This window comes from Pseudomonas sp. LPH60 (genome assembly GCF_030718165.1).
GTDB lineage: Bacteria > Pseudomonadota > Gammaproteobacteria > Pseudomonadales > Pseudomonadaceae > Aquipseudomonas > Aquipseudomonas danubii.
Genome location: NZ_JAVAJH010000003.1, coordinates 456,917 through 473,977, shown reverse-complemented (window position 1 = coordinate 473,977; position 17,061 = coordinate 456,917). Strand labels below are relative to the sequence as shown.

At 50.6% G+C, this 17,061-nt stretch carries 18 protein-coding genes and 1 pseudogene; 11 read left to right on the top strand and 8 right to left on the bottom strand.

Annotated elements, in window-relative coordinates:
• Positions 1 to 5: 5 nt before the first annotated feature.
• The gene (locus Q8O96_RS31250; RefSeq protein ID WP_371826174.1) at positions 6 to 176 is read left to right on the top strand and encodes a sugar-binding domain-containing protein; all 171 of its coding nucleotides are present in this window, start codon (positions 6 to 8) and stop codon (positions 174 to 176) included.
• Between the two features lie 78 nt (positions 177 to 254).
• Here the strand turns inward: Q8O96_RS31250 and Q8O96_RS12620 are convergent, their stop codons facing one another.
• On the bottom strand, positions 255 to 953 hold the full coding sequence (locus tag Q8O96_RS12620) for a helix-turn-helix domain-containing protein (RefSeq protein WP_305948892.1): 699 nt from the start codon (positions 951 to 953) through the stop codon (positions 255 to 257).
• Between the two features lie 336 nt (positions 954 to 1,289).
• Between Q8O96_RS12620 and Q8O96_RS12615 the strand changes: the two genes are divergently transcribed.
• Both Q8O96_RS12615 and Q8O96_RS12610 read left to right on the top strand, forming a co-directional pair.
• Positions 1,290 to 2,447 (top strand): hypothetical protein, encoded by a 1,158-nt coding sequence (locus Q8O96_RS12615; protein ID WP_305948891.1) that lies wholly within the window; start codon positions 1,290 to 1,292, stop codon positions 2,445 to 2,447.
• Positions 2,448 to 2,544: 97 nt separating this feature from the next.
• Positions 2,545 to 2,949: a hypothetical protein gene (locus tag Q8O96_RS12610; RefSeq protein WP_305948890.1), complete on the top strand. Its 405-nt coding sequence runs from the start codon at positions 2,545 to 2,547 to the stop codon at positions 2,947 to 2,949.
• Between the two features lie 59 nt (positions 2,950 to 3,008).
• Here the strand turns inward: Q8O96_RS12610 and Q8O96_RS12605 are convergent, their stop codons facing one another.
• The 3 genes and pseudogenes from Q8O96_RS12605 to Q8O96_RS12595 all read right to left on the bottom strand — a co-directional run bounded on the left by Q8O96_RS12605 (position 3,009) and on the right by Q8O96_RS12595 (position 4,531).
• Entirely contained in the window at positions 3,009 to 3,560 is a 552-nt protein-coding gene (locus Q8O96_RS12605; RefSeq protein WP_305948889.1) for a restriction endonuclease, read from the bottom strand.
• Positions 3,561 to 3,627: 67 nt separating this feature from the next.
• Complete coding sequence (locus Q8O96_RS12600) at positions 3,628 to 3,846, bottom strand: hypothetical protein (protein ID WP_305948888.1); 219 nt, start codon at positions 3,844 to 3,846, stop codon at positions 3,628 to 3,630.
• Between the two features lie 206 nt (positions 3,847 to 4,052).
• Positions 4,053 to 4,531: pseudogene (locus tag Q8O96_RS12595) on the bottom strand (hypothetical protein).
• 279 nt (positions 4,532 to 4,810) lie between these two features.
• Here Q8O96_RS12595 and Q8O96_RS12590 point away from each other — a divergent pair.
• Positions 4,811 to 5,506: a hypothetical protein gene (locus tag Q8O96_RS12590; RefSeq protein WP_305948887.1), complete on the top strand. Its 696-nt coding sequence runs from the start codon at positions 4,811 to 4,813 to the stop codon at positions 5,504 to 5,506.
• A 128-nt stretch (positions 5,507 to 5,634) separates the two neighbouring features.
• On the opposite strand, the gene Q8O96_RS12585 is transcribed toward Q8O96_RS12590, so the two are convergent.
• The 4 genes from Q8O96_RS12585 to Q8O96_RS12570 are packed head-to-tail and all read right to left on the bottom strand — an operon-like array spanning position 5,635 to position 10,188.
• Positions 5,635 to 6,225: a hypothetical protein gene (locus Q8O96_RS12585; protein ID WP_305948886.1), complete on the bottom strand. Its 591-nt coding sequence runs from the start codon at positions 6,223 to 6,225 to the stop codon at positions 5,635 to 5,637.
• Between the two features lie 43 nt (positions 6,226 to 6,268).
• Positions 6,269 to 6,739 (bottom strand): hypothetical protein, encoded by a 471-nt coding sequence (locus Q8O96_RS12580; protein ID WP_305948885.1) that lies wholly within the window; start codon positions 6,737 to 6,739, stop codon positions 6,269 to 6,271.
• Entirely contained in the window at positions 6,740 to 9,016 is a 2,277-nt protein-coding gene (locus Q8O96_RS12575) for a Mov34/MPN/PAD-1 family protein (RefSeq protein ID WP_305948884.1), read from the bottom strand.
• Entirely contained in the window at positions 9,013 to 10,188 is a 1,176-nt protein-coding gene (locus Q8O96_RS12570; protein WP_305948883.1) for a metallohydrolase, read from the bottom strand. The genes Q8O96_RS12575 and Q8O96_RS12570 overlap by 4 nt, the downstream gene beginning before the upstream one ends.
• A 122-nt stretch (positions 10,189 to 10,310) precedes the next feature.
• Here Q8O96_RS12570 and Q8O96_RS12565 point away from each other — a divergent pair, with 122 nt between their 5' ends.
• From Q8O96_RS12565 to Q8O96_RS12535, 7 genes are all read left to right on the top strand, one after another.
• Positions 10,311 to 11,171: a YafY family protein gene (locus Q8O96_RS12565; protein WP_305948882.1), complete on the top strand. Its 861-nt coding sequence runs from the start codon at positions 10,311 to 10,313 to the stop codon at positions 11,169 to 11,171.
• Positions 11,172 to 11,228: 57 nt separating this feature from the next.
• On the top strand, positions 11,229 to 12,002 hold the full coding sequence (locus tag Q8O96_RS12560; RefSeq protein ID WP_305948881.1) for a hypothetical protein: 774 nt from the start codon (positions 11,229 to 11,231) through the stop codon (positions 12,000 to 12,002).
• 85 nt (positions 12,003 to 12,087) lie between these two features.
• Complete coding sequence (locus tag Q8O96_RS12555) at positions 12,088 to 12,984, top strand: ComEC/Rec2 family competence protein (protein WP_305948880.1); 897 nt, start codon at positions 12,088 to 12,090, stop codon at positions 12,982 to 12,984.
• A gap of 357 nt (positions 12,985 to 13,341) precedes the next feature.
• The gene (locus tag Q8O96_RS12550; protein ID WP_305948879.1) at positions 13,342 to 14,508 is read left to right on the top strand and encodes a restriction endonuclease; all 1,167 of its coding nucleotides are present in this window, start codon (positions 13,342 to 13,344) and stop codon (positions 14,506 to 14,508) included.
• 64 nt (positions 14,509 to 14,572) lie between these two features.
• A complete protein-coding gene (locus Q8O96_RS12545) occupies positions 14,573 to 15,520 on the top strand; it encodes an FRG domain-containing protein (RefSeq protein ID WP_305948878.1) in 948 nt (315 codons plus the stop codon).
• A 263-nt stretch (positions 15,521 to 15,783) separates the two neighbouring features.
• A complete protein-coding gene (locus tag Q8O96_RS12540; protein WP_305948877.1) occupies positions 15,784 to 16,563 on the top strand; it encodes a DUF4238 domain-containing protein in 780 nt (259 codons plus the stop codon).
• Positions 16,556 to 16,834, top strand: a complete 279-nt coding sequence (locus Q8O96_RS12535) for a hypothetical protein (RefSeq protein ID WP_305948876.1) — start codon at positions 16,556 to 16,558, stop codon at positions 16,832 to 16,834. Before Q8O96_RS12540 ends, Q8O96_RS12535 begins: the two co-directional genes overlap by 8 nt.
• Positions 16,835 to 17,061: the final 227 nt, after the last annotated feature.

Sequence of the window (17,061 nt, the reverse complement as noted above, 5' to 3'; positions counted from 1 at the left end):
ATGCCTTGGTCGGAACGAGTTACGCGCCTTCTGTTACCAAGGTTGGCCGAGCGCCCGATCATCGCGTTCGCGGGCGGGAACGCAAGATACCTGCGATTCTTGCTGCACTACGCGGGCGCAGGATATCAGGTCTGATTACCGATCAGCGGACAGCGCAGCAACTCGCGACGCTGTAAACCACCAAAGTTTTGCGTACCAGTGAGCAGGGTGAATCAGTGCTCGCGGGGATAAGCGTCCTTGCTCGTCGCGACCAGTTAGAATGGGATATCCAGTTTTTTCTGCACCGCAAATTCGCTTGGGGCTTTACCCCGCTCGAAGGCGATCAGGTATGACATCTGCACAGTCAGAGGCTTCGTTTCTGAATGTTGGTCAGTAACCTTCAGGTGTACCTTGCGAGTCGCAAATTGGATTGCCACCTCAAGTTGCTGCAGTTCATCGATCAGCTCCTGCATCTCGTCGTACACAACAAATTTGGCGCTTTCTGAGTAATTGCTGGCACAATCTTTGTAGTCGCGGAAGTAGTCCACCAGCGACGCAAAGATCTCCTGAGCATCACGCTTCATTTCAAATCCAGGTTGGGAGATATCCACGGTCGAGCTTTCCGCAAGCGTAGCGAGTTGGCGTCCAGTCGACAGAGGGATTGCCGGTAAGGTGATGTAGTCGCGTTCAATACGGGCCTTCTCTGCCTTCAGCTCCTCTTCTGTAGGAATGGCGAAAGGCTTGTTGAAGGCGTCAATGTCCTCGATTTCGAAAGCGACTGCGAGCGCGCGTCGAGTATCAATGCTTGCCGACTTCGCATTCTCAACGCGCTGTACTGTTCGTACGTTCAAGCCTGCGAGCTCGGCCAAAGTCTCCTGCGACCATTGAAACGCCTCCCGCATTTTGCGGATAAGAGTGGCGAACTCTTCGAGACTCAACATACGAGGTTGGCCAGACGTGGTGCTCGAATTCATTTTAAGCTCCATCAGATGTTTGGAAAGGCTCATGATGAAGAAGGTGCCGAGGGCACAACACGACAGGTACACGACAGAGAAGCGACAAGGCCTGAGATTCCCGGTTGGCGAGGTTACGATGAATTACAAACAGATGCATACTTGAACCTCCGGACTCACCTGCCATGATCGATGCCTTGTCGGTCGCGAGACAGGGAAGAGGCTGGAACGGCTTACTGCCCCCTCATCGCTGTGTTGATGAGCTGACTCGTCCCGTTTGGTTGACGTAGGCCGCAATTTACATGCCGAAGGAGCTTCCTACTTTTGATAATGCCAAGCACAAGAATCCATCAGGAAATGTATTCGTCTGAAGCTGGCATATGGTTTATACCAACTACAGACGGTGCATCAGTTCTGATCAAGGCCCCCATCAGCAGCCTCAAGGCTTTATCGGTGGGCTGTTCATTCGAAGTCGGTATAGGTGTGTTAGAAAATAAAGTCTGCGTTGCAGGGATTATTCACGACGCTCCAGACACACCACTCATTGTTTCTCGACCTCAGGCACATGCTGAAGAACACCAAGCACTCATAGAGGTCTTGAGTCGTGGTGACGTGAATTTTTTTCTGTTTAATGAGATGGATCACTGCGTCGGCTGGTCGCCAGGATCTCTTGCCCCGGACGATTCTGAACAAGCTTCCGAACACCTTCAGCCTATCACTAGGCTTTACACCGGAAGCGTTCTAGAGTTTGGTGAAAGTCTTCTAGATATCTTCAATGACGCAATGCACGACAACAGTGCGGGGGCGAAAAATCCTGAGTTAGCTGCTGTGAAAGTCCCCGTAAAACTTGTCGACTGGCATCCCAATTTTTTGTCGTACGTGGGAATGGGCACATATCAAACTGTCCAGGTTGATCATCCAGATGAGGGGGGGATGCTTGAAAATTCAGTGTGGGCGGCACTCTCCTCCGTTTACCCAGCACAACTGTATAAGAGCCCTGCCGTAGAAAATGGTGAGAAAACCAGAGAGCTGACGGACGTGCTGGCCCTTTCCAACCAAGGGAATATTCTCATTGAAACTAAAGATCTCGCGATGCTTGCCTCAAAGGGCTCCAGGGCGCATGCAAGGCGGGTTTCTGGAGTAAAGAAGCAGGCTCTTAAAGGGGTAACGCAGCTTGTAGGTGCGGCCAAAGCGCTTCGACGAAACTGCAAGATCAGCTCAAGCGAGGGCAACGTCCTAAACGTGGATCTGTCCGATAAATTGCATTGTGTGGTGATCGTTTCAGAGCTATTTGCTGAAAACTGGGATGAGGTATATGAGGCAGCTGTTGCTGCAATGCGCGAAACCGGTGATCTATTTCACGTAATTGATTATCGTGAATTAGTCGCTGTCCTGAAAATTGCTAGGGGCCGTGACGGGGCGCTCCAGATGGTTTTGACAAAGCGTCTAGAGCATGTGCTTCGTCAGCAAACGTTGAATGTGAGAAGCCGGCAGGCTCCTGACTCTTCTGCGTAACGGAGACAGAACGCAATGGCGCTACAACGGGCGCCATTGCCTAATGCCTAGATTCAGAAGATATCTTCGCCAACGGCTTCCTGCGGTGCAGGTAACGATGATTCTCGAGCTTTATGGTGTCGCAGATATCGTGGGCAACCTGGTGCTGGCCAAACGCGTTCCTAACCCCCTAGACGCCTTGTTCAAGCGTCTACTCTTGGTTTTGGCCGGATCACTGGCAGCTATCACTTTACTAGGCAATGAGATGTGGCTCCTCTCGCTCGCAGTAGCTGCAGTGGGTTGCTGCCACGCGACGACCGGGTTGTTGATGGGTATCGATGTCTTGCGAAGAGCGGGCAGCAGCGCTCAACTGGTCGGCGCAGTGAACGTTACCGCGATCAATCTGGGAATCATGCTGAGAGCTCTGGCCGGAGGCTTTTTGATCGACCACATCGATCTGAGATATATCGGTCTGCTGGGGGGACGCTTTGTGCTGCTGGGTGGATCGCTCGTACCCGATTAAAACCGCTACCTCGCATAAGCTAAACCTCGGGGCGCCGCCGAGGCTGTCCTGACCGATGTCTAGCTGAACATCTCGTTGACCTCCGTAGGAGCACGGCACAGCGACTTCATCGAGATGCTTCCGGCGTCATTTTCACTGACGTACCAGAGCGCAAATTTCGGCAGGTTTAGCCAGGCCGGTGGCTGTGTCACCACTGGGTAAGCTGAGCGGGTTTCGTAGGTGGCGGTACCATTTATTATCGAAACCAGAGCGATACCGTGGGCTGTTGCATATTTTATTGCTCCGGATTGAAACCCTGTAGTGGTGAACAACATCCCTTTATGAGCGCCGACGGATCTCACCTTGTCGTGCAGTACCTGAACCAACTCCCGCTCGACTGCGTTCCGGTATTTTTTGCACTCAATCAGCACGATGAATTCGGCCCCTGCAAAAGCTTGGAATTTCGCCAGCACGTCGATCTGGTAGGTTGAGTCGTAGGCCTCGACCTTCACGTCGTGCTTGACCTCCAGGGATGTCAGTTCACCTCCCTGTTTGAGGATCCAGTCTCTGACCAAGAACTCGAATTCAGTGGCGGTAATTTCGAGGTTGGGATTCGCCATTGGTGGGAACATTCTTTTCCTTATCGTTCAGTCGAATTGGCAGTGTGCGATAGGTGCGCAGGGCTCGGTGTAGCAGCACCTAAGACTGTCGAATCCTCAAAGTGCAATCGGTGATGGCTTGAGCATTTGCGTCCAGCGCTTCCATGGCCGACATCGCATGAGCGGCGACGCTTCCCACGCCATTTTCTGAAAGCCACTTGGTTATTTCTTCTATTGCTGCACCTAGTGCGTGCTGGTTATGCAGCAGCAATGTCAGGGCGTCCGCCGTGGCGATCTTGTAGTTCGAATTATCTGGCATGGTGGTCTTCCGTGGGATGATGCGCAGAGCCTAGTTCATCTCACTGCTGGCTCAAACGGCGCGGGTAGTCTCATAGGTTTTCCCGATGTTTTGGCAGAGCACGACCTGAGCTGACAGGGGGCCAGAAGGCTGCACTCACCGTCTCTGCTTGCCCGCCTTGCTCGGTCTGTGGAGCACGCGATGGGTAATACTTATCTACCCGAGCTTCAGGTTTGCTTACGGAGCCAAGCTTCCACCTTTTGCAATCTACCAACCTCGGAAAGCTTTGACTTTCCTGTATCTAGAATCTCAAGCATTCGCTGTCTTTCAGCTCTAGAGGAGAACCAATCATCAATCTCGACGCTGCAGTGGAGGGACTCGCTCAATGCCATCTCACGATCATGTCCGCAGCGGCTCTGTAGTGATCTGCCATGAACAGGCGATGGCCATCCATAGACCAGCCGCGCTCCGCTAGCTCATCGGTCACGTCAATGACGCCAAGATCGCCAAAGTAGGCTGTGGTGTCAGGATAATGGATACCTGCCAACGAAACCTTGGCCACGCCGGACTCCCGATCAAAATAGGAAAGGAAATGCCACCCGCCCGTAGTGCTTCCAGGATGGGGGAAATTGATGGCGGCTTTCCCTGTTATATAGTGCTGATGCGTGACACGTTTGAGGTCAAGGTCGAAGAGCGGCTGGGCCATGAGGGCTTTCCTGAATTTTTGAGCGCCGATTCGGTTAAGCGAAGCACACCCCCAGTTCGTGGTGTAGCGCCCCATCGAAGGGTGGAGGATCGCGCTGTTCTAGTTGATGTAAATCATAACCGTATTAAAGCGCGTGGCATATCTCTACGCATTGAGAAGAATGCTGCGAAAGAACAGGTAACGCTCGAAAAATACCAGTGAAAAAATATTTTAGTTTCGCTAAGGAATTAGTGAGTGCCGCCGATGATATATGTTCACTAATTAGCTAAGGGTCTGTGCGTGTCTGACGGTATATTTTCTGTGATCAAGAGTGTTTTTCCCACGTTCGTGGCTGGAGCTAAAGATCTACAGCGTTCTATAATTACTCCGACCGAATTTTTCAAAGATATGAAGCTGCGTTATTACTGGTGTGCGCAAGCCAGCGTGATCGGGCTCGTAATGGCCGTTGCGTTATCACTACTAAGCTTTCCATCGCTGAAAGGGATTGGGATAGAGCTCAGTAAGGACTTTGTATCCGTCATGGTTGTCCTGAATTGCATGTTCCTGATCCTCTATGGAGCTTGCTTTTGGTTTGGCGCACGTTTCATGTTTGGAAAAGGATCGCTGTTTTCTACGATCAACTCATTTTTTTATATCTCGATTTGCCTAGTCTTCATGAAGATCGCTGAGATGCCAGCGCTGGGTTCGAGAATGACCGCTTTAGCGCATAGCTGTGAGCTTGGGGAATTTGGAGCGAATGTCACTGCAGCGATATCCGCAAGTTCTGTTTCGAGGACGTCGAACTTTTTGATCGGCGTATTTTACCTTGCATTTACCGTCTGCTCGGTAAAACTCCAGCGAGGCGTCAATGACTTCGGTATCGTAAGGGGAGTGGTGTCCGCGATTTTTGGGATGATATTCCTAAGTTTAGCCGTTATTTATATCCAAGAACCTGCAGTTTATGCAGTGGTCTGCGGCTACTTAGGCGAAAATTAAATAGCTATGTTTTGATTGGTTGGCTAGCTAGCGTTACCTCGCTGTAGATCAGCGATTAAGATGGCTCATAACTGTACCATGGCTGGATGTTTCTTTGCGTCAACAGCCATGGCACCATTATTGAGGGTTCAGAACAGCGGGTGTGGCCCGAATTCTTCATCAATTCTTTCACCCCATCCTGAGTTTTCTGGTTTGTTAGCGGCCCCTCCTACTATTTTAATAGCGTATGCGCGGCACACTTCCAGAAGCGAGGGAGGGATGTATTCCAGTAGCCCTTTGTATTCTTTTTCGTCCCCGTCACGGTACTGGTACAAATCAGCGCACCAAAGATCGTAGACCCAGTCACTGATTTCCTCCTCGCTTTGCGGAAGGGCAACTAATTCTTTGACGAACTTGTTCAGGTGCTGACGCTCCCTCTTGGAAAAGCCTCGGGTGGTTAGGCTAAAAAACTTCAAAGCCTTTATAGCTGGTCTGACTTGCCAGGTGAGCGAGTCAATGGAGTCTGGAGCTCGCATCAGCGGGACTAGCTGATACGGATTGAGCAACTCGCCGGTATCTGTTGCCACGGAATGCACTATACGGTCAAGGTGGAAGCTTCTACGCTCACTGCGCATGTGGCAAAAGGCATCAATGGTTTTATCAGTTTCCTTGCAGGGATCCGATATATCCCTTTCTGTGATATTACCTGCGCCATCCTGGTACTTAATGCGTATGCGCACTGTTGCTCCTGAAATTCTGTACTGGGCTGTAAAATGTCACTGTTCATCTATTGTCGGGCGGGGAGCGAGTCTCGGAGGCGCGGCTCTTATCTATCCCCCACACTGCTTTAGCTACTTCTTCAATTTTCGCGACAAATTTATCGACGTTGAGCCCTGCGATGAAAGCTAGCGCGAAGAAACCAATTTCACTCGCGTCAGCTTTAGAGCTGGATTCCAATACCAGCAAGCCCGCTTTGAGGAAAAGATAACTAACGGCACCAGCAATCACGCTCGTAATGGGACGGATGAAGTACCACGCATACCAGTCCGTATCCCACCTTTTGTGGACGCATTTGTTCAAGTACACAGCCCTGAGGCAGTAAAGGCAGCCCCCCACGCAACCAATTGCACCACACATCAACGGAATCCGTAGCACCTCATAAGGTTGTGCAAGCCAACCTAGCGCCATTGCGCCTATCGAGTAGGTCGCGATGAACAGCAACAGCACAAGATAGCCTACGATCAGAAGCAGCACTTAATAGTCCTTCAATTGATCGGAGCACGTTCCGATAGTAACTGTGCAATCAGTTTCGCCCATGATGAACATGACAACTGGCAGGCCATCGTTGGCCATGGTCAGGGCCAAGGAAGCTAGTAGATTCATGTCGTCGGAGCTCGGGCGTGACGAGTGCTTGGGCGGATGCGAATGCCAGTCACCGATGTAGTCGACGATCCCGGCTGTTCTCCGACGCGTATCAAGAAGCACTTCTTCCTGGCCCTCGTACCCTCGAATGAAGGAGGTGGGTGTAGAGACGCTATCTGGAGGGGCAGGCATTCCTTTGACTATATTGATAGTTTTCAACTGATGGTCAGTGTATCCAAGCAATATTCCACCTGTTTCATTAGGTAGCGCCTGGCTTCTCAGGCTGCGGATTTGTTCAATGAATCCTTGATCCCACCGGACTGTCCAGCCGTCTGACCGTGCTTCCTTTGATTCAGAAATGGCTATTTCATGCGCTGCGACGCCGCCGGTTTCATCGTTTACATCCCATACACACGCTCGCGCGCCTGATTTGGCTTGGCTCAGCCTTACCTGCCGGCTGAGGAGTGATGCGTGGAGGCGAATCAGTTCGACGGAAAGCCTGAGGGAAATATCTCTGCACCCGTTCCCGACCCATTCACCTTTGCTGTGTCCATCAAGATGAAGTTCTCCCCACGGCGACTCAAGGATTGCACGGTAGTATTGGGCTTCGATGCTCGATATCCGAACGCCCCTGTCGCGGTCTTCGAGAAGCAATACTGAGCTTCTACCTGAAGGTGTGAGGAATACGCTTGCAGTACGGGGTGTTCCATCACGCTCACCTAATTCCCTCGGTACATGCAACGTCGTCGTGGCGTCCACTACTAAGCTTGCGTTGCTTAGTGCCGCCGAGACATTCACATCTTCGTCGACAACGCTCGCGTCAATCGCCATATGCGGTGGTTGTTCGGGGAATATTTGATCCAGAATGCTTTTAACGGCTCTGACTTTCGGGGATCCGATAGCAGAATCCGAAATGATGTGCCGTGCCAGGTTGTGAGGCATAGCTTGGTCAGGATCTATCAAAGTCCACTCACCCCAAGACTCTCTCGTCCACGTTTCCACCATGGAGCTGCCGAGAGCACCTACCCCAGCGATCACCCCTTCGAAATCCGAATCTGCAGATTCCAGGCACGACAATGACCGGATGAGTGGCTTGTCCAGCTTATATCGAAGCTGGGTTGGCAAAATTGAAATAGCTTTCCATCGCTCCTCTAGCGTTTGGCCTATGAGCTCAACGGGGCTCCAGCTTCCTCGGTATTCATCATAAAAAAGCAACCCGCAGGCTTCACCCAGATGGAGCAGGGAATTGGTAACCCAATAGGCGAGGTCGTCAACCTTGTCCACTGTCCCGTTCCTGAGTCTCGGAACCGATAGCAAAATAAGAACGCATTTTGGACGCTGTTCATTGGATGAAAGATCAGTGACCGAAATCAACTGCTTGATTGCTTTGGTAAGCTCGTCAAAAAATGAACCGCCACGAATCGCCACCCATTGGTCAAGGTCTCCCAGGGTCGCCGGGAAGCGCTCGACGCGCGAGCTTTCGACAGGCGGCAAATTAACGCGAAGGGTAGGGATACCTTTCATCCCACATGCTGTTGCTGCATTCGCATCTACATAGTAGCCAAGGTAAGTGGTGACCTCAGTGCTACCGGACTCGGCTTCAACAAGAACCAAACGGCGAGCAGGGTTTAAAGATTCCTGAGCGTGTTTGGCGGGCAAGATAATTTGGAACGCTGTGTTGAAAAATAATTGCTCCAAAGGCTGATCGCCGAGATGAAGCGAATTTTCGGCTGATTCCCGCAACCACCAGAGCACCCTCGCGAGAAACTTTTGAGGAGTCCAGGAGCGCTGAATCTCTGACCATGTGCTGTTGTACAAGCATAAGGAAAGTGGCTCGGCGGTACGGGTGTAATTTTGATGGCCTAGAACAGGGAACTCACTTCTTAAAGCCCTCACCCCAACAGGTGGGTCTTCCTCCGCGTTTACAGTGAGTGCTAACCACTCCTTGCGCAAGATACCGTTTGGGTTGTGGGCCCCAACCGACCCGTCTCCGGCCTTCACCACAATTATCTCGGTCAGGCCTGTGCCGTCTGATAGCGACCGGACTTCCTGGATATGGAAGTATTCATGCCTTTCGCATGCTCGATAGATCTCGACCGACAAGGGAAGTGTCAGTGCCTGCGCTCCATCTTCGAGTGGGCTGCCCCACTCGATGAGACTGAGGCTCATTTCTTGGCTCCTGCCCGAAGAGCCGCCGCTGCCACAGCGCTGCTCGCTGCCGCGATCCCTACAGCTGCTCTCACCAAACCCGATGATGTGACCTCAAACCGTATCGTTTCTGGTTTGGCCTTGTCGCCGACACATAGAAAAATCCCGTTGACATCATCCAGAATGGACTCGTACTCCCGCTTAGCTCGAATGCAAGGTGGGTCGTTTTTGTCATCGACCACCTTTTTGCTGCTGGCGACAATGATCGCGCCCTGACGAGCTTGACCCAACGCAGATCTTGCACCCTCGGATACCTCTGCATCTTCCCCATAAGTCGACCAGCTGTGGTGCGAAAGTGCGTGCCACGAACAGTGGTGCGGAGCCTGGAGCAGATCGTATTCCAGCACTTCAGGAGTTTCTTTGTAACGTTCCCAGATTCGCTCCCAGATAGAGGTATGGGCATCGCCACCAGTCAGAAAGCGAGTTTTATTTCGGCTGAATGACGACGGGGCCAACTCGATACTCAAAATCACACTTGAGTGATTTTTCGAAAGAGTCTCTTCTGTCTCGTCATCCTGCTTGGGCATAGGTGCCAAGAGTTTTGCGCTGAAGAAGTCACCGTAGGTATGCCCGCCAATGGTCGAGAACGTCTCCCCTGTCTTCACTAGGATGGGTTGGATGTTGTCGGTTTTACCTCCTTCATCCTCACCGAAAACTCGAACCCCATTACCAACCACTGCGTAGCCAAGCTCCTTCCAGCGAAGGACTCGGCGCCTTGCTTCAACGTGAAAGGCGTGGGCGTCGTCACACAGTGTTAGGCCGAGCGAGTTACGTCGCCGAAAAATCATAGGAGACGACCACATCTCACGAATCACGATTCGCTTTTCAGCTTGCGGCTTTTTATCATCTGGGTAGTCCTCAATCGGCCCAAGCCAAAAATGCTTGCGCACGCCAAGGCAGTGATCTTCGTCAGGATGGCTGAGAAGGAACGCATCCACGTAGGGGCGTTGGTCAGCATCTGTCAGCAACTGCTTCCTCAGTTCCCCCGCAACATCCGGCGTCTCATCCTCAGGATCATCTGCCGCTTGGCGAATCCGGACGTCAATGATGATGGTAGTGGCATCGGCGTTAGCCAGTCGCACCATGGTCATGTCGCCGTTACCCACCGGGAAAAACGCAATTTGTCCAGCCATGGTGCACACCCCCAAAAGAAGACGCGAATCGTCGTGATGGCAATACGGTACTCATAAAAATTAGATGAGTCTAGTTTTTAGTAGTGTTACAATCGCGCCATTCATTGCACTAGGCTCAACAGATGACTGACCACCCACCAAAAAAGGCAGGCCGCTGGGGCCAGATGCGCCGTTTGGAGTTCATTGACTTCAGGCTTTTGTGGGAAGGACGGGTAAATCGGGCTGATCTGCTCGATTTCTTCGGAATTTCTGCTCCGCAGGCTTCTTTAGACTTCGCTAGCTACTTGGAGCAGGCGCCAGGAAATGCAGTCTATGACAAGACCGTAAAGGCCTATGTGTCCACGGACACGTTCACCCCGAAATTTGCTCCTGACGACGGTTTGCGCTATTTGGACGAGCTTCTCGCACGGGAGATGGGCGTGATTGATGAAGCAGAAAGCTTCATCGGTTGGGCGCCTCCGATGGATTCGGTGCCCAACCCTATCCGTCTAGTCGATAAGCCGGCGCTTATAAAAATTCTTCGAGCTATTCAGCGGCAGGAAGCGCTTGAGATTAATTACCAATCGATGAGTGGGCCAGATCCAACCATCAGGACTGTCGCGCCACATGCTTTAGGGTTCGATGGCTACAGATGGCATGTGCGGGCCTATTGTTTTAGACGTAACCAACACATAGATTTTGTTCTCGCAAGAATACTTTCGTTGGTTCCGAAAGACCTGCCGTCTACACCGCCTTACGATAAGTTATGGCATACCTATGTACAGGTGGTAATTGGAGCTAACCCTGAGTTGGACGAAGGGCGTCGTCGTGCCATTGAGTTGGATTACGGTATGCAGGATGGCCAAAGTACGTTGACCACCCGTCAATCTCAGCTTTGGTATCTTCTACAAAAGCTTGGTCTCAGGAACCACAATCCTGATCCTAAAGCACAGCAACTGGTACTTCTCAATCAGCCAGAGTGCCAACGATGGTTAGGTGAGTAATCTAGCTCGTGCACAGTGATTCAGGCCGATATTTGCAAATCTACTGATGGATTAAACATGGTTGCGATATTAGAGTTGGTGAAAGATCCCTACGAGCGAAAGGCTAGAGTGATACCAGGGCTTCTGGTTTCACTGCCGCTGCTTGTGCCCTTACTGTGCGTTTATGGTGCTAAACATCCCGTACTTACCAGTGTCATTGGACTGCTGGGTGGATGTGGTGCGATCTACGCGTTGGCGAGCGTTGCTCGTGGTCGAGGAAAAAAGCTGGAAGAAAAGCTGCTAAAGAGATGGGGAGGAATGCCTACGACTTTAGCCTTGCGGCACAGTGATAAATTCCTGGATAGCGTCAGTAAGCAGAGATATCACCAACAGATATCGTCAAAGCTGGGAATTGATATGCCGAGTGAAAAGGATGAAAAATCGGATCCTGCTAAAGCTGATGATATCTATATTGGCGCGACTAAGCGCCTCAGGGAATTAACTCGTGGCAATAAAAATCTCCTACTGAAAGAAAATATCGCCTATGGCTTTCATCGTAATATGCTCGCGATGAAGGCTGTAGGAATTCTGTCTTGCCTTTGCGGATTAGGGTATGGCGGACTGATTGCGGGAGTAATTCGAGTCAAGCCGCCTCATTTTGAGCCGATTCATTTGGCAGATCCAGGGCTTGCAGCAGGGCTCACAATTCTTATTTCTGGGTCACTTTTGATGGCTTGGTTATTTTATTTCGACAAGGATGCTGTAAGGCGGATGGGTTTTGTCTATGCGGAACGCCTGTTCGAGTGCCTTGGTTCCCTACCCAATCCGAGGTCAAGAAAGAAACCAGCCTAAGTCCAGGTGGAGCCATAGGAGCCCTAGGCTCATACGGATTTATCTTTAGAAGCAGTAACCAGTTATAATTGTGCAGGGAGGCAAAATGCCTACGATAAAAAGCTTATCCGTTGGTAACGGCGATATGTTCTACATCCTTCATGGTGGTGATAATTTCACTATGATTGATTGTAATCTGAATGCTGAAAATTCTGATGAGATTATCGCCGAGCTCAAGGAAGTATCGAAAACCAAAAGTATGCGACGCTTTATCTGCACTCATCCGGATGAGGATCACTTCAAAGGCATCGAGAAGCTCGATAAAAAGTTCCCTATAGCGAATTTTTATTGTGTAAAAAACAAGGCTCAAAAACCGGATCTAACGGATTCGTTTCTTCATTATTGTGCCTTGAGAGACGGAGGTAAGGCTTTTTTCCTTGAGAAAGGTTCAAAGCGGAAGTGGCTTAATCAAGGTGATGAAGAGCGCGGATCCTCCGGCTTGCAGATCCTTTGGCCGGACACCTCTCATGCCGATTTTAAGGAAGCTCTGCGTAAGTGTGATGCTGGTGAAAGTTTCAATAATGTCTCATGCGTATTGAGATACTCTGTCAGTGGCGGGGCGAGTTTCCTTTGGTTGGGTGATCTAGAAACCGACTTTATGGAAAGTATTGTTGATGACATCGAACTAACAAAAACAACCGTCGTATTTGCCTCTCACCATGGTAGAGCCTCCGGAAAAATTCCTGACTCCTGGCTTGAAAAGCTTGACCCTCAAATTATTGTAATTGGTGAGGCTCCATCCCGGCATCTTCACTATTACACTGGCTATAATGTGATTACTCAAAACAAAGCTGGTCATATCACGATGGATTGCGTAGATAACATGGTTGATATCTATGTAACGAACGAAGAGTATGAGCGCGATTATCTTGAGGATCAGGGTAAGCGAGCTTACCCAGGATATATTGGCTCATTAGAGGTCGAGACTGAGTACACACTTTGATTCATTGGGCTACGGGGGTATCCGCTGAATTTGACTGCACCCTTTGATTCCAGCTGTAAGGCGACTGGAGCCCAGATATCCAGTCTCTGCGGGCCAAGCGCATCGGATGACCGCTGGTTTTTTCGGAGGATCTCGGGAGGGGCTGCCGGCGGGAGTTTGCTTGCCTGAGGGGCCTCGTGCGCTAAAGCTAATCAAACCTGCTGTTATAGGAGTTTGTGGGGCGGAGTACATCTGTACTCACCGGCAATCGATGCCTCTCAAAGTCTAGCTAAATGGACGTGGTGATAGCACTGAGCTATGTTCGTGCTTACGATTAAGCGCGGAACCGCGCAATGACCCAGGAAAGGACTCGGTGCGATGATTTACCAATGCAATGGATGCAGCAGGACTACCTTCGAGGTCGCGTGCCCGTGGTGCATAGGTTCTCAAGTTTCACCGTCATCAGAGCTCACGTTGCGACACCTCACGCCACTGGATCCTTCCTTTTATCCCGACTTTCAATACCGATCCAAAGGCTTGATCCAAGACTTCTTCGGGAAGAAAAAAGAGCAAGCCCAGCTCAACGATCTTTTGAATAACGTTTTGAGAAAGTACGCAGAGCTGAAGCAGCCATACTTCACAAACTTTATTCACACCACTCGCGAAAGCGCAGGTAGTAGCGATGACGCGGGCGTGCCTGGGCCACGATTGGATGGTGTGTACAGCGAGAGGGAATTGTTCAGGGAAGTCTTGATTCGCAAAGGCTTTGACGAGCTTGAAGGTCTTCCATCCCTCTTGGACAAGCTGTTGCAGACCACAGCCTTTAACTCTGCCTATCTGGGTTTCTCCAGAGAACTGACCCGCCACATTCGAAATGACCTTGCCGACACCTTACGTTCTTGGATTGAAGAAGCAGGGACGACCTTCAGGTCTGACTTGGCTTTGTTCTATTACTATCTGTGGGAAAATGACGTTGCGTTCCCCAATGTGCAATTCAATCCTCAAGCTGCTTCGACGTCTGGTGTGCCACTCCTCCCGATACAGGTTTTCCGGAATGGCCTGAGCCTCTGCGAGGAGATCTATTTCGACATTCTCGTCGAGCGGCTGGGATCTCAGCTCGAGCATTTCAATCCGAATCAGTTCATCACCATGTATCTGGTGGATGCTATGGACGGATTTCAGTTTGAAGCTTTCCTGGTTGAGATCTTCCAGACCATTGGCTATGACGTTAAGGAAACCAAGAAAACTGCAGATCAGGGCGCCGATCTTTTCGTTACCCGGTTCGGTAAAAACATGGTCATCCAGGCTAAGAACTATTCGGGCTCCGTAGGCAACGCGGCTGTGCAGCAGGCCATCTCTGCTAAAGCCTTTTACGGGTGTGACGAGGCGATGGTCGTAACGAACTCTTACTACACGAAATCAGCGAAGGAGTTGGCCAGCACGGCGGGCGTGCGGCTAATCGACCGTGATGGGCTTCAGAGCTACCTTGATGACTACAATCAGAAGCTCATTGAGATATTCCAAGCTGAAGAGGAAGGCGCCTAACCTTAATTTGATGGGGGGCAGCCATTGATCAAGTCTCAAAAAAACAATGCAACGGAGATGCGCTATGACAGCAGATGCTTTTTGGAAACCATTTGAGGTAGAAATAAATGACTTCAACGGATTAGTGCACGTGATTAACCAGGTGATGGATAAAGCGGTAGAAAAAGATATAAGTTTCGCTTGGCGCGGACAAGTCGACGCCAGTTGGGCACTACATAGTTCTCTTTATCGCAGAATGAACATTACTCGAGGAAAGACCCTTCCAGAGGCTGATATTGAAAAAGCAGAAGGGGAAATACTCATTGAATTACATAGGTGGGGTCTCCACTCATCCCCTCATGGTGGGAGGCTATCAGTGCTAAAGCAGCTCGCTATGCTGCAGCACTATGGCGCGCCTACGAGGTTAATTGACATCACATTCAATGCTTGGGTTGGTGTATGGTTCGCTGTTGAACAAAAATGGAGTAACGGTGTTCTAAATGAAGACGTTGATGCCAGGCTTTTTGCATTCGATGTTACGGACAGATTGATTAACGAGAAGGCAGAGTTTAGGCCTTGGGAAGATTCCTATCATCGACCATGGAAGAGTGGTGCTATCGATGATCTAGATAGAAAGGAGTGGACTACCTCGGTTTACGCATGGAAGCCTTCGAGTCTGGATGCACGAATTGCAGCTCAAAATGGAGGCTTCCTTTTTGGAGGTGTTCCTGCCAGCAGCAAACCGGATAATAAAAAATTTCAGTTCCCCAAATCTCCAAATTTTAACGATGGTTGGTGGTCGATTGAGGAGGGGCGAAAAGCATGTTGTATCGCTGCCAGGCCTCATGTTTTTGAGCCAGCCAAAGGTAAACGCCCTGGGCCGGGCGCACTTTATACCTTCAGGATTAAGGCCGCTGCCAAAGCCGACATAAGACAGCGACTGGAAAAACTTTTCGGATATAAACATTCGACTATATACCCTGACTTTTCTGGTTTTTCCTCGTTCGCTGTCCCCCATATAAAAAACTACTAAGTTTTTTCATAGCTCATCTACCTATACTCTGCGCGCTTGACAAGTATGCACAAAAAAATTCCATTCACTCCACCTTTAGAAAGCGGAGCGCGCAGGCCATTATGGTCAGACCCTAACACGTGTTGGGCCTAATACGGCACCCGGACAAAGCTTGGATCTGCGCGACGCAATATCACCGCGTTTGTTCTGGACGTTCCATGGGGCTAATGACGCGGTGCTAAAGTGTCCGCACAAGGTTTTGGAGATTAAGGGAAGGATGCGATATGTCAGGGGTACGGCAGCACTTCATTCCAAAGTTTTTGCAGAAAGGGTTCAGATCTCCAGGTAACGGCAAAATCGTCCGATGCTGGGTATACGAACAGAATAAGCCCCCCAGATCTGCAAATATTCAAGATGTAGGGCTTGAAAGGCATTTTTATGCTATCGACGGCGAGCCGGATCTGGACGATAAAATCACCGACGAAGAGCGTGATGTTTACGTACCTTTGATAGACAGCCTACGTGCTGGCAACCTGAGCGAGGCGGTGGTCGAGAGGATTCCAGCGCTGTTAGCTCACCTAGAAATCAGAAGCCGCCATGTTCGCCAGAATATGCAGTCGATGGTTGATGAGTGTGCCACTGGCATTCTTGGGTATCTCTCAGATCCCGCTACCCTCCGTGCGTTGACTCAAGGTCATTTCAGACCAGGTTCCCCTGTCTTTGACAGTGCCTTGGCAAAGCAGGATGTTAGCCCGCAGCAGCTTCAGGCTTTGCTCACTATGGATGAATCACTCCTCGACCAAATCATCGAGCCGCTCGTCGCGATATTTGCAGCCCAGATGCCTGCCCTGTTGACGCGTATTAAGTCTTCAATACCCGACATGATAAAAGCCAGTCATGTCCGCATGCTCAACGAGTCTGTATCGCCAGCTGCCCGCGCCCTGCGTTTCAGCGCGCTCCATTATTCGGTTCAAAGATTTGAGTCAGGCGATCTGCCTCTAGGGGATTCAGTCGTACATGTTCCATGTGAGAGGCGAGCGCTCTTTCAAGCCTTTCATGGATAAGGATGATGAGCTTGTCCACGTAATTCTGCCGCTGTCGTCGGATCTGTATCTTCTTGGGGAGACGGATATCTCTCACCCACCGCTTTCCCAAAATCTGCCGCTTGAAATCGCGCGATGCTCTATGAAGTATTTCATCTGCTCCCACCAGAGTGATCGTGCTGTAGATTTTCAAGCGCAGATAGGACGCAATGCTAGTTGGCTTTCGGCACGTGAAATGAGCGTATTACTTGGAGAAGTGCTTTCGGGGCTGATGGGGCAGAAGCTAACTTGACGCGCAACAGTCAAGACGAGGTTACACGAAGGGATCTTTCTGAGATGGTTCGTCGAGATGTATCCTCATCATAACGCCTTCAGAAGCCGCTCTAGTGTCTGATGCTCCCATGTGCTAAGCAGAGCTATAGGGTCAGTCCCGTATCGATCACCCGAGTCGAACGACCAACGCCGTCCATCGGTGCTGACGCATGCTTCGCAGTAATCGAGCTCATCACAGTCGTTGAA

Coding starts and splice junctions, on each gene's coding strand:
- Q8O96_RS12620 (WP_305948892.1), bottom strand. CDS start 953: ATGAATTCGAGCACCACGTCTGGCCAACCTCGTATGTTGAGTCTCGAA.
- Q8O96_RS12615 (WP_305948891.1), top strand. CDS start 1,290: ATGTATTCGTCTGAAGCTGGCATATGGTTTATACCAACTACAGACGGT.
- Q8O96_RS12610 (WP_305948890.1), top strand. CDS start 2,545: ATGATTCTCGAGCTTTATGGTGTCGCAGATATCGTGGGCAACCTGGTG.
- Q8O96_RS12605 (WP_305948889.1), bottom strand. CDS start 3,560: ATGTTCCCACCAATGGCGAATCCCAACCTCGAAATTACCGCCACTGAA.
- Q8O96_RS12600 (WP_305948888.1), bottom strand. CDS start 3,846: ATGCCAGATAATTCGAACTACAAGATCGCCACGGCGGACGCCCTGACA.
- Q8O96_RS12575 (WP_305948884.1), bottom strand. CDS start 9,016: ATGAGCCTCAGTCTCATCGAGTGGGGCAGCCCACTCGAAGATGGAGCG.
- Q8O96_RS12570 (WP_305948883.1), bottom strand. CDS start 10,188: ATGGCTGGACAAATTGCGTTTTTCCCGGTGGGTAACGGCGACATGACC.
- Q8O96_RS12565 (WP_305948882.1), top strand. CDS start 10,311: ATGACTGACCACCCACCAAAAAAGGCAGGCCGCTGGGGCCAGATGCGC.
- Q8O96_RS12560 (WP_305948881.1), top strand. CDS start 11,229: ATGGTTGCGATATTAGAGTTGGTGAAAGATCCCTACGAGCGAAAGGCT.
- Q8O96_RS12555 (WP_305948880.1), top strand. CDS start 12,088: ATGCCTACGATAAAAAGCTTATCCGTTGGTAACGGCGATATGTTCTAC.
- Q8O96_RS12550 (WP_305948879.1), top strand. CDS start 13,342: ATGATTTACCAATGCAATGGATGCAGCAGGACTACCTTCGAGGTCGCG.
- Q8O96_RS12545 (WP_305948878.1), top strand. CDS start 14,573: ATGACAGCAGATGCTTTTTGGAAACCATTTGAGGTAGAAATAAATGAC.
- Q8O96_RS12540 (WP_305948877.1), top strand. CDS start 15,784: ATGTCAGGGGTACGGCAGCACTTCATTCCAAAGTTTTTGCAGAAAGGG.
- Q8O96_RS12535 (WP_305948876.1), top strand. CDS start 16,556: ATGGATAAGGATGATGAGCTTGTCCACGTAATTCTGCCGCTGTCGTCG.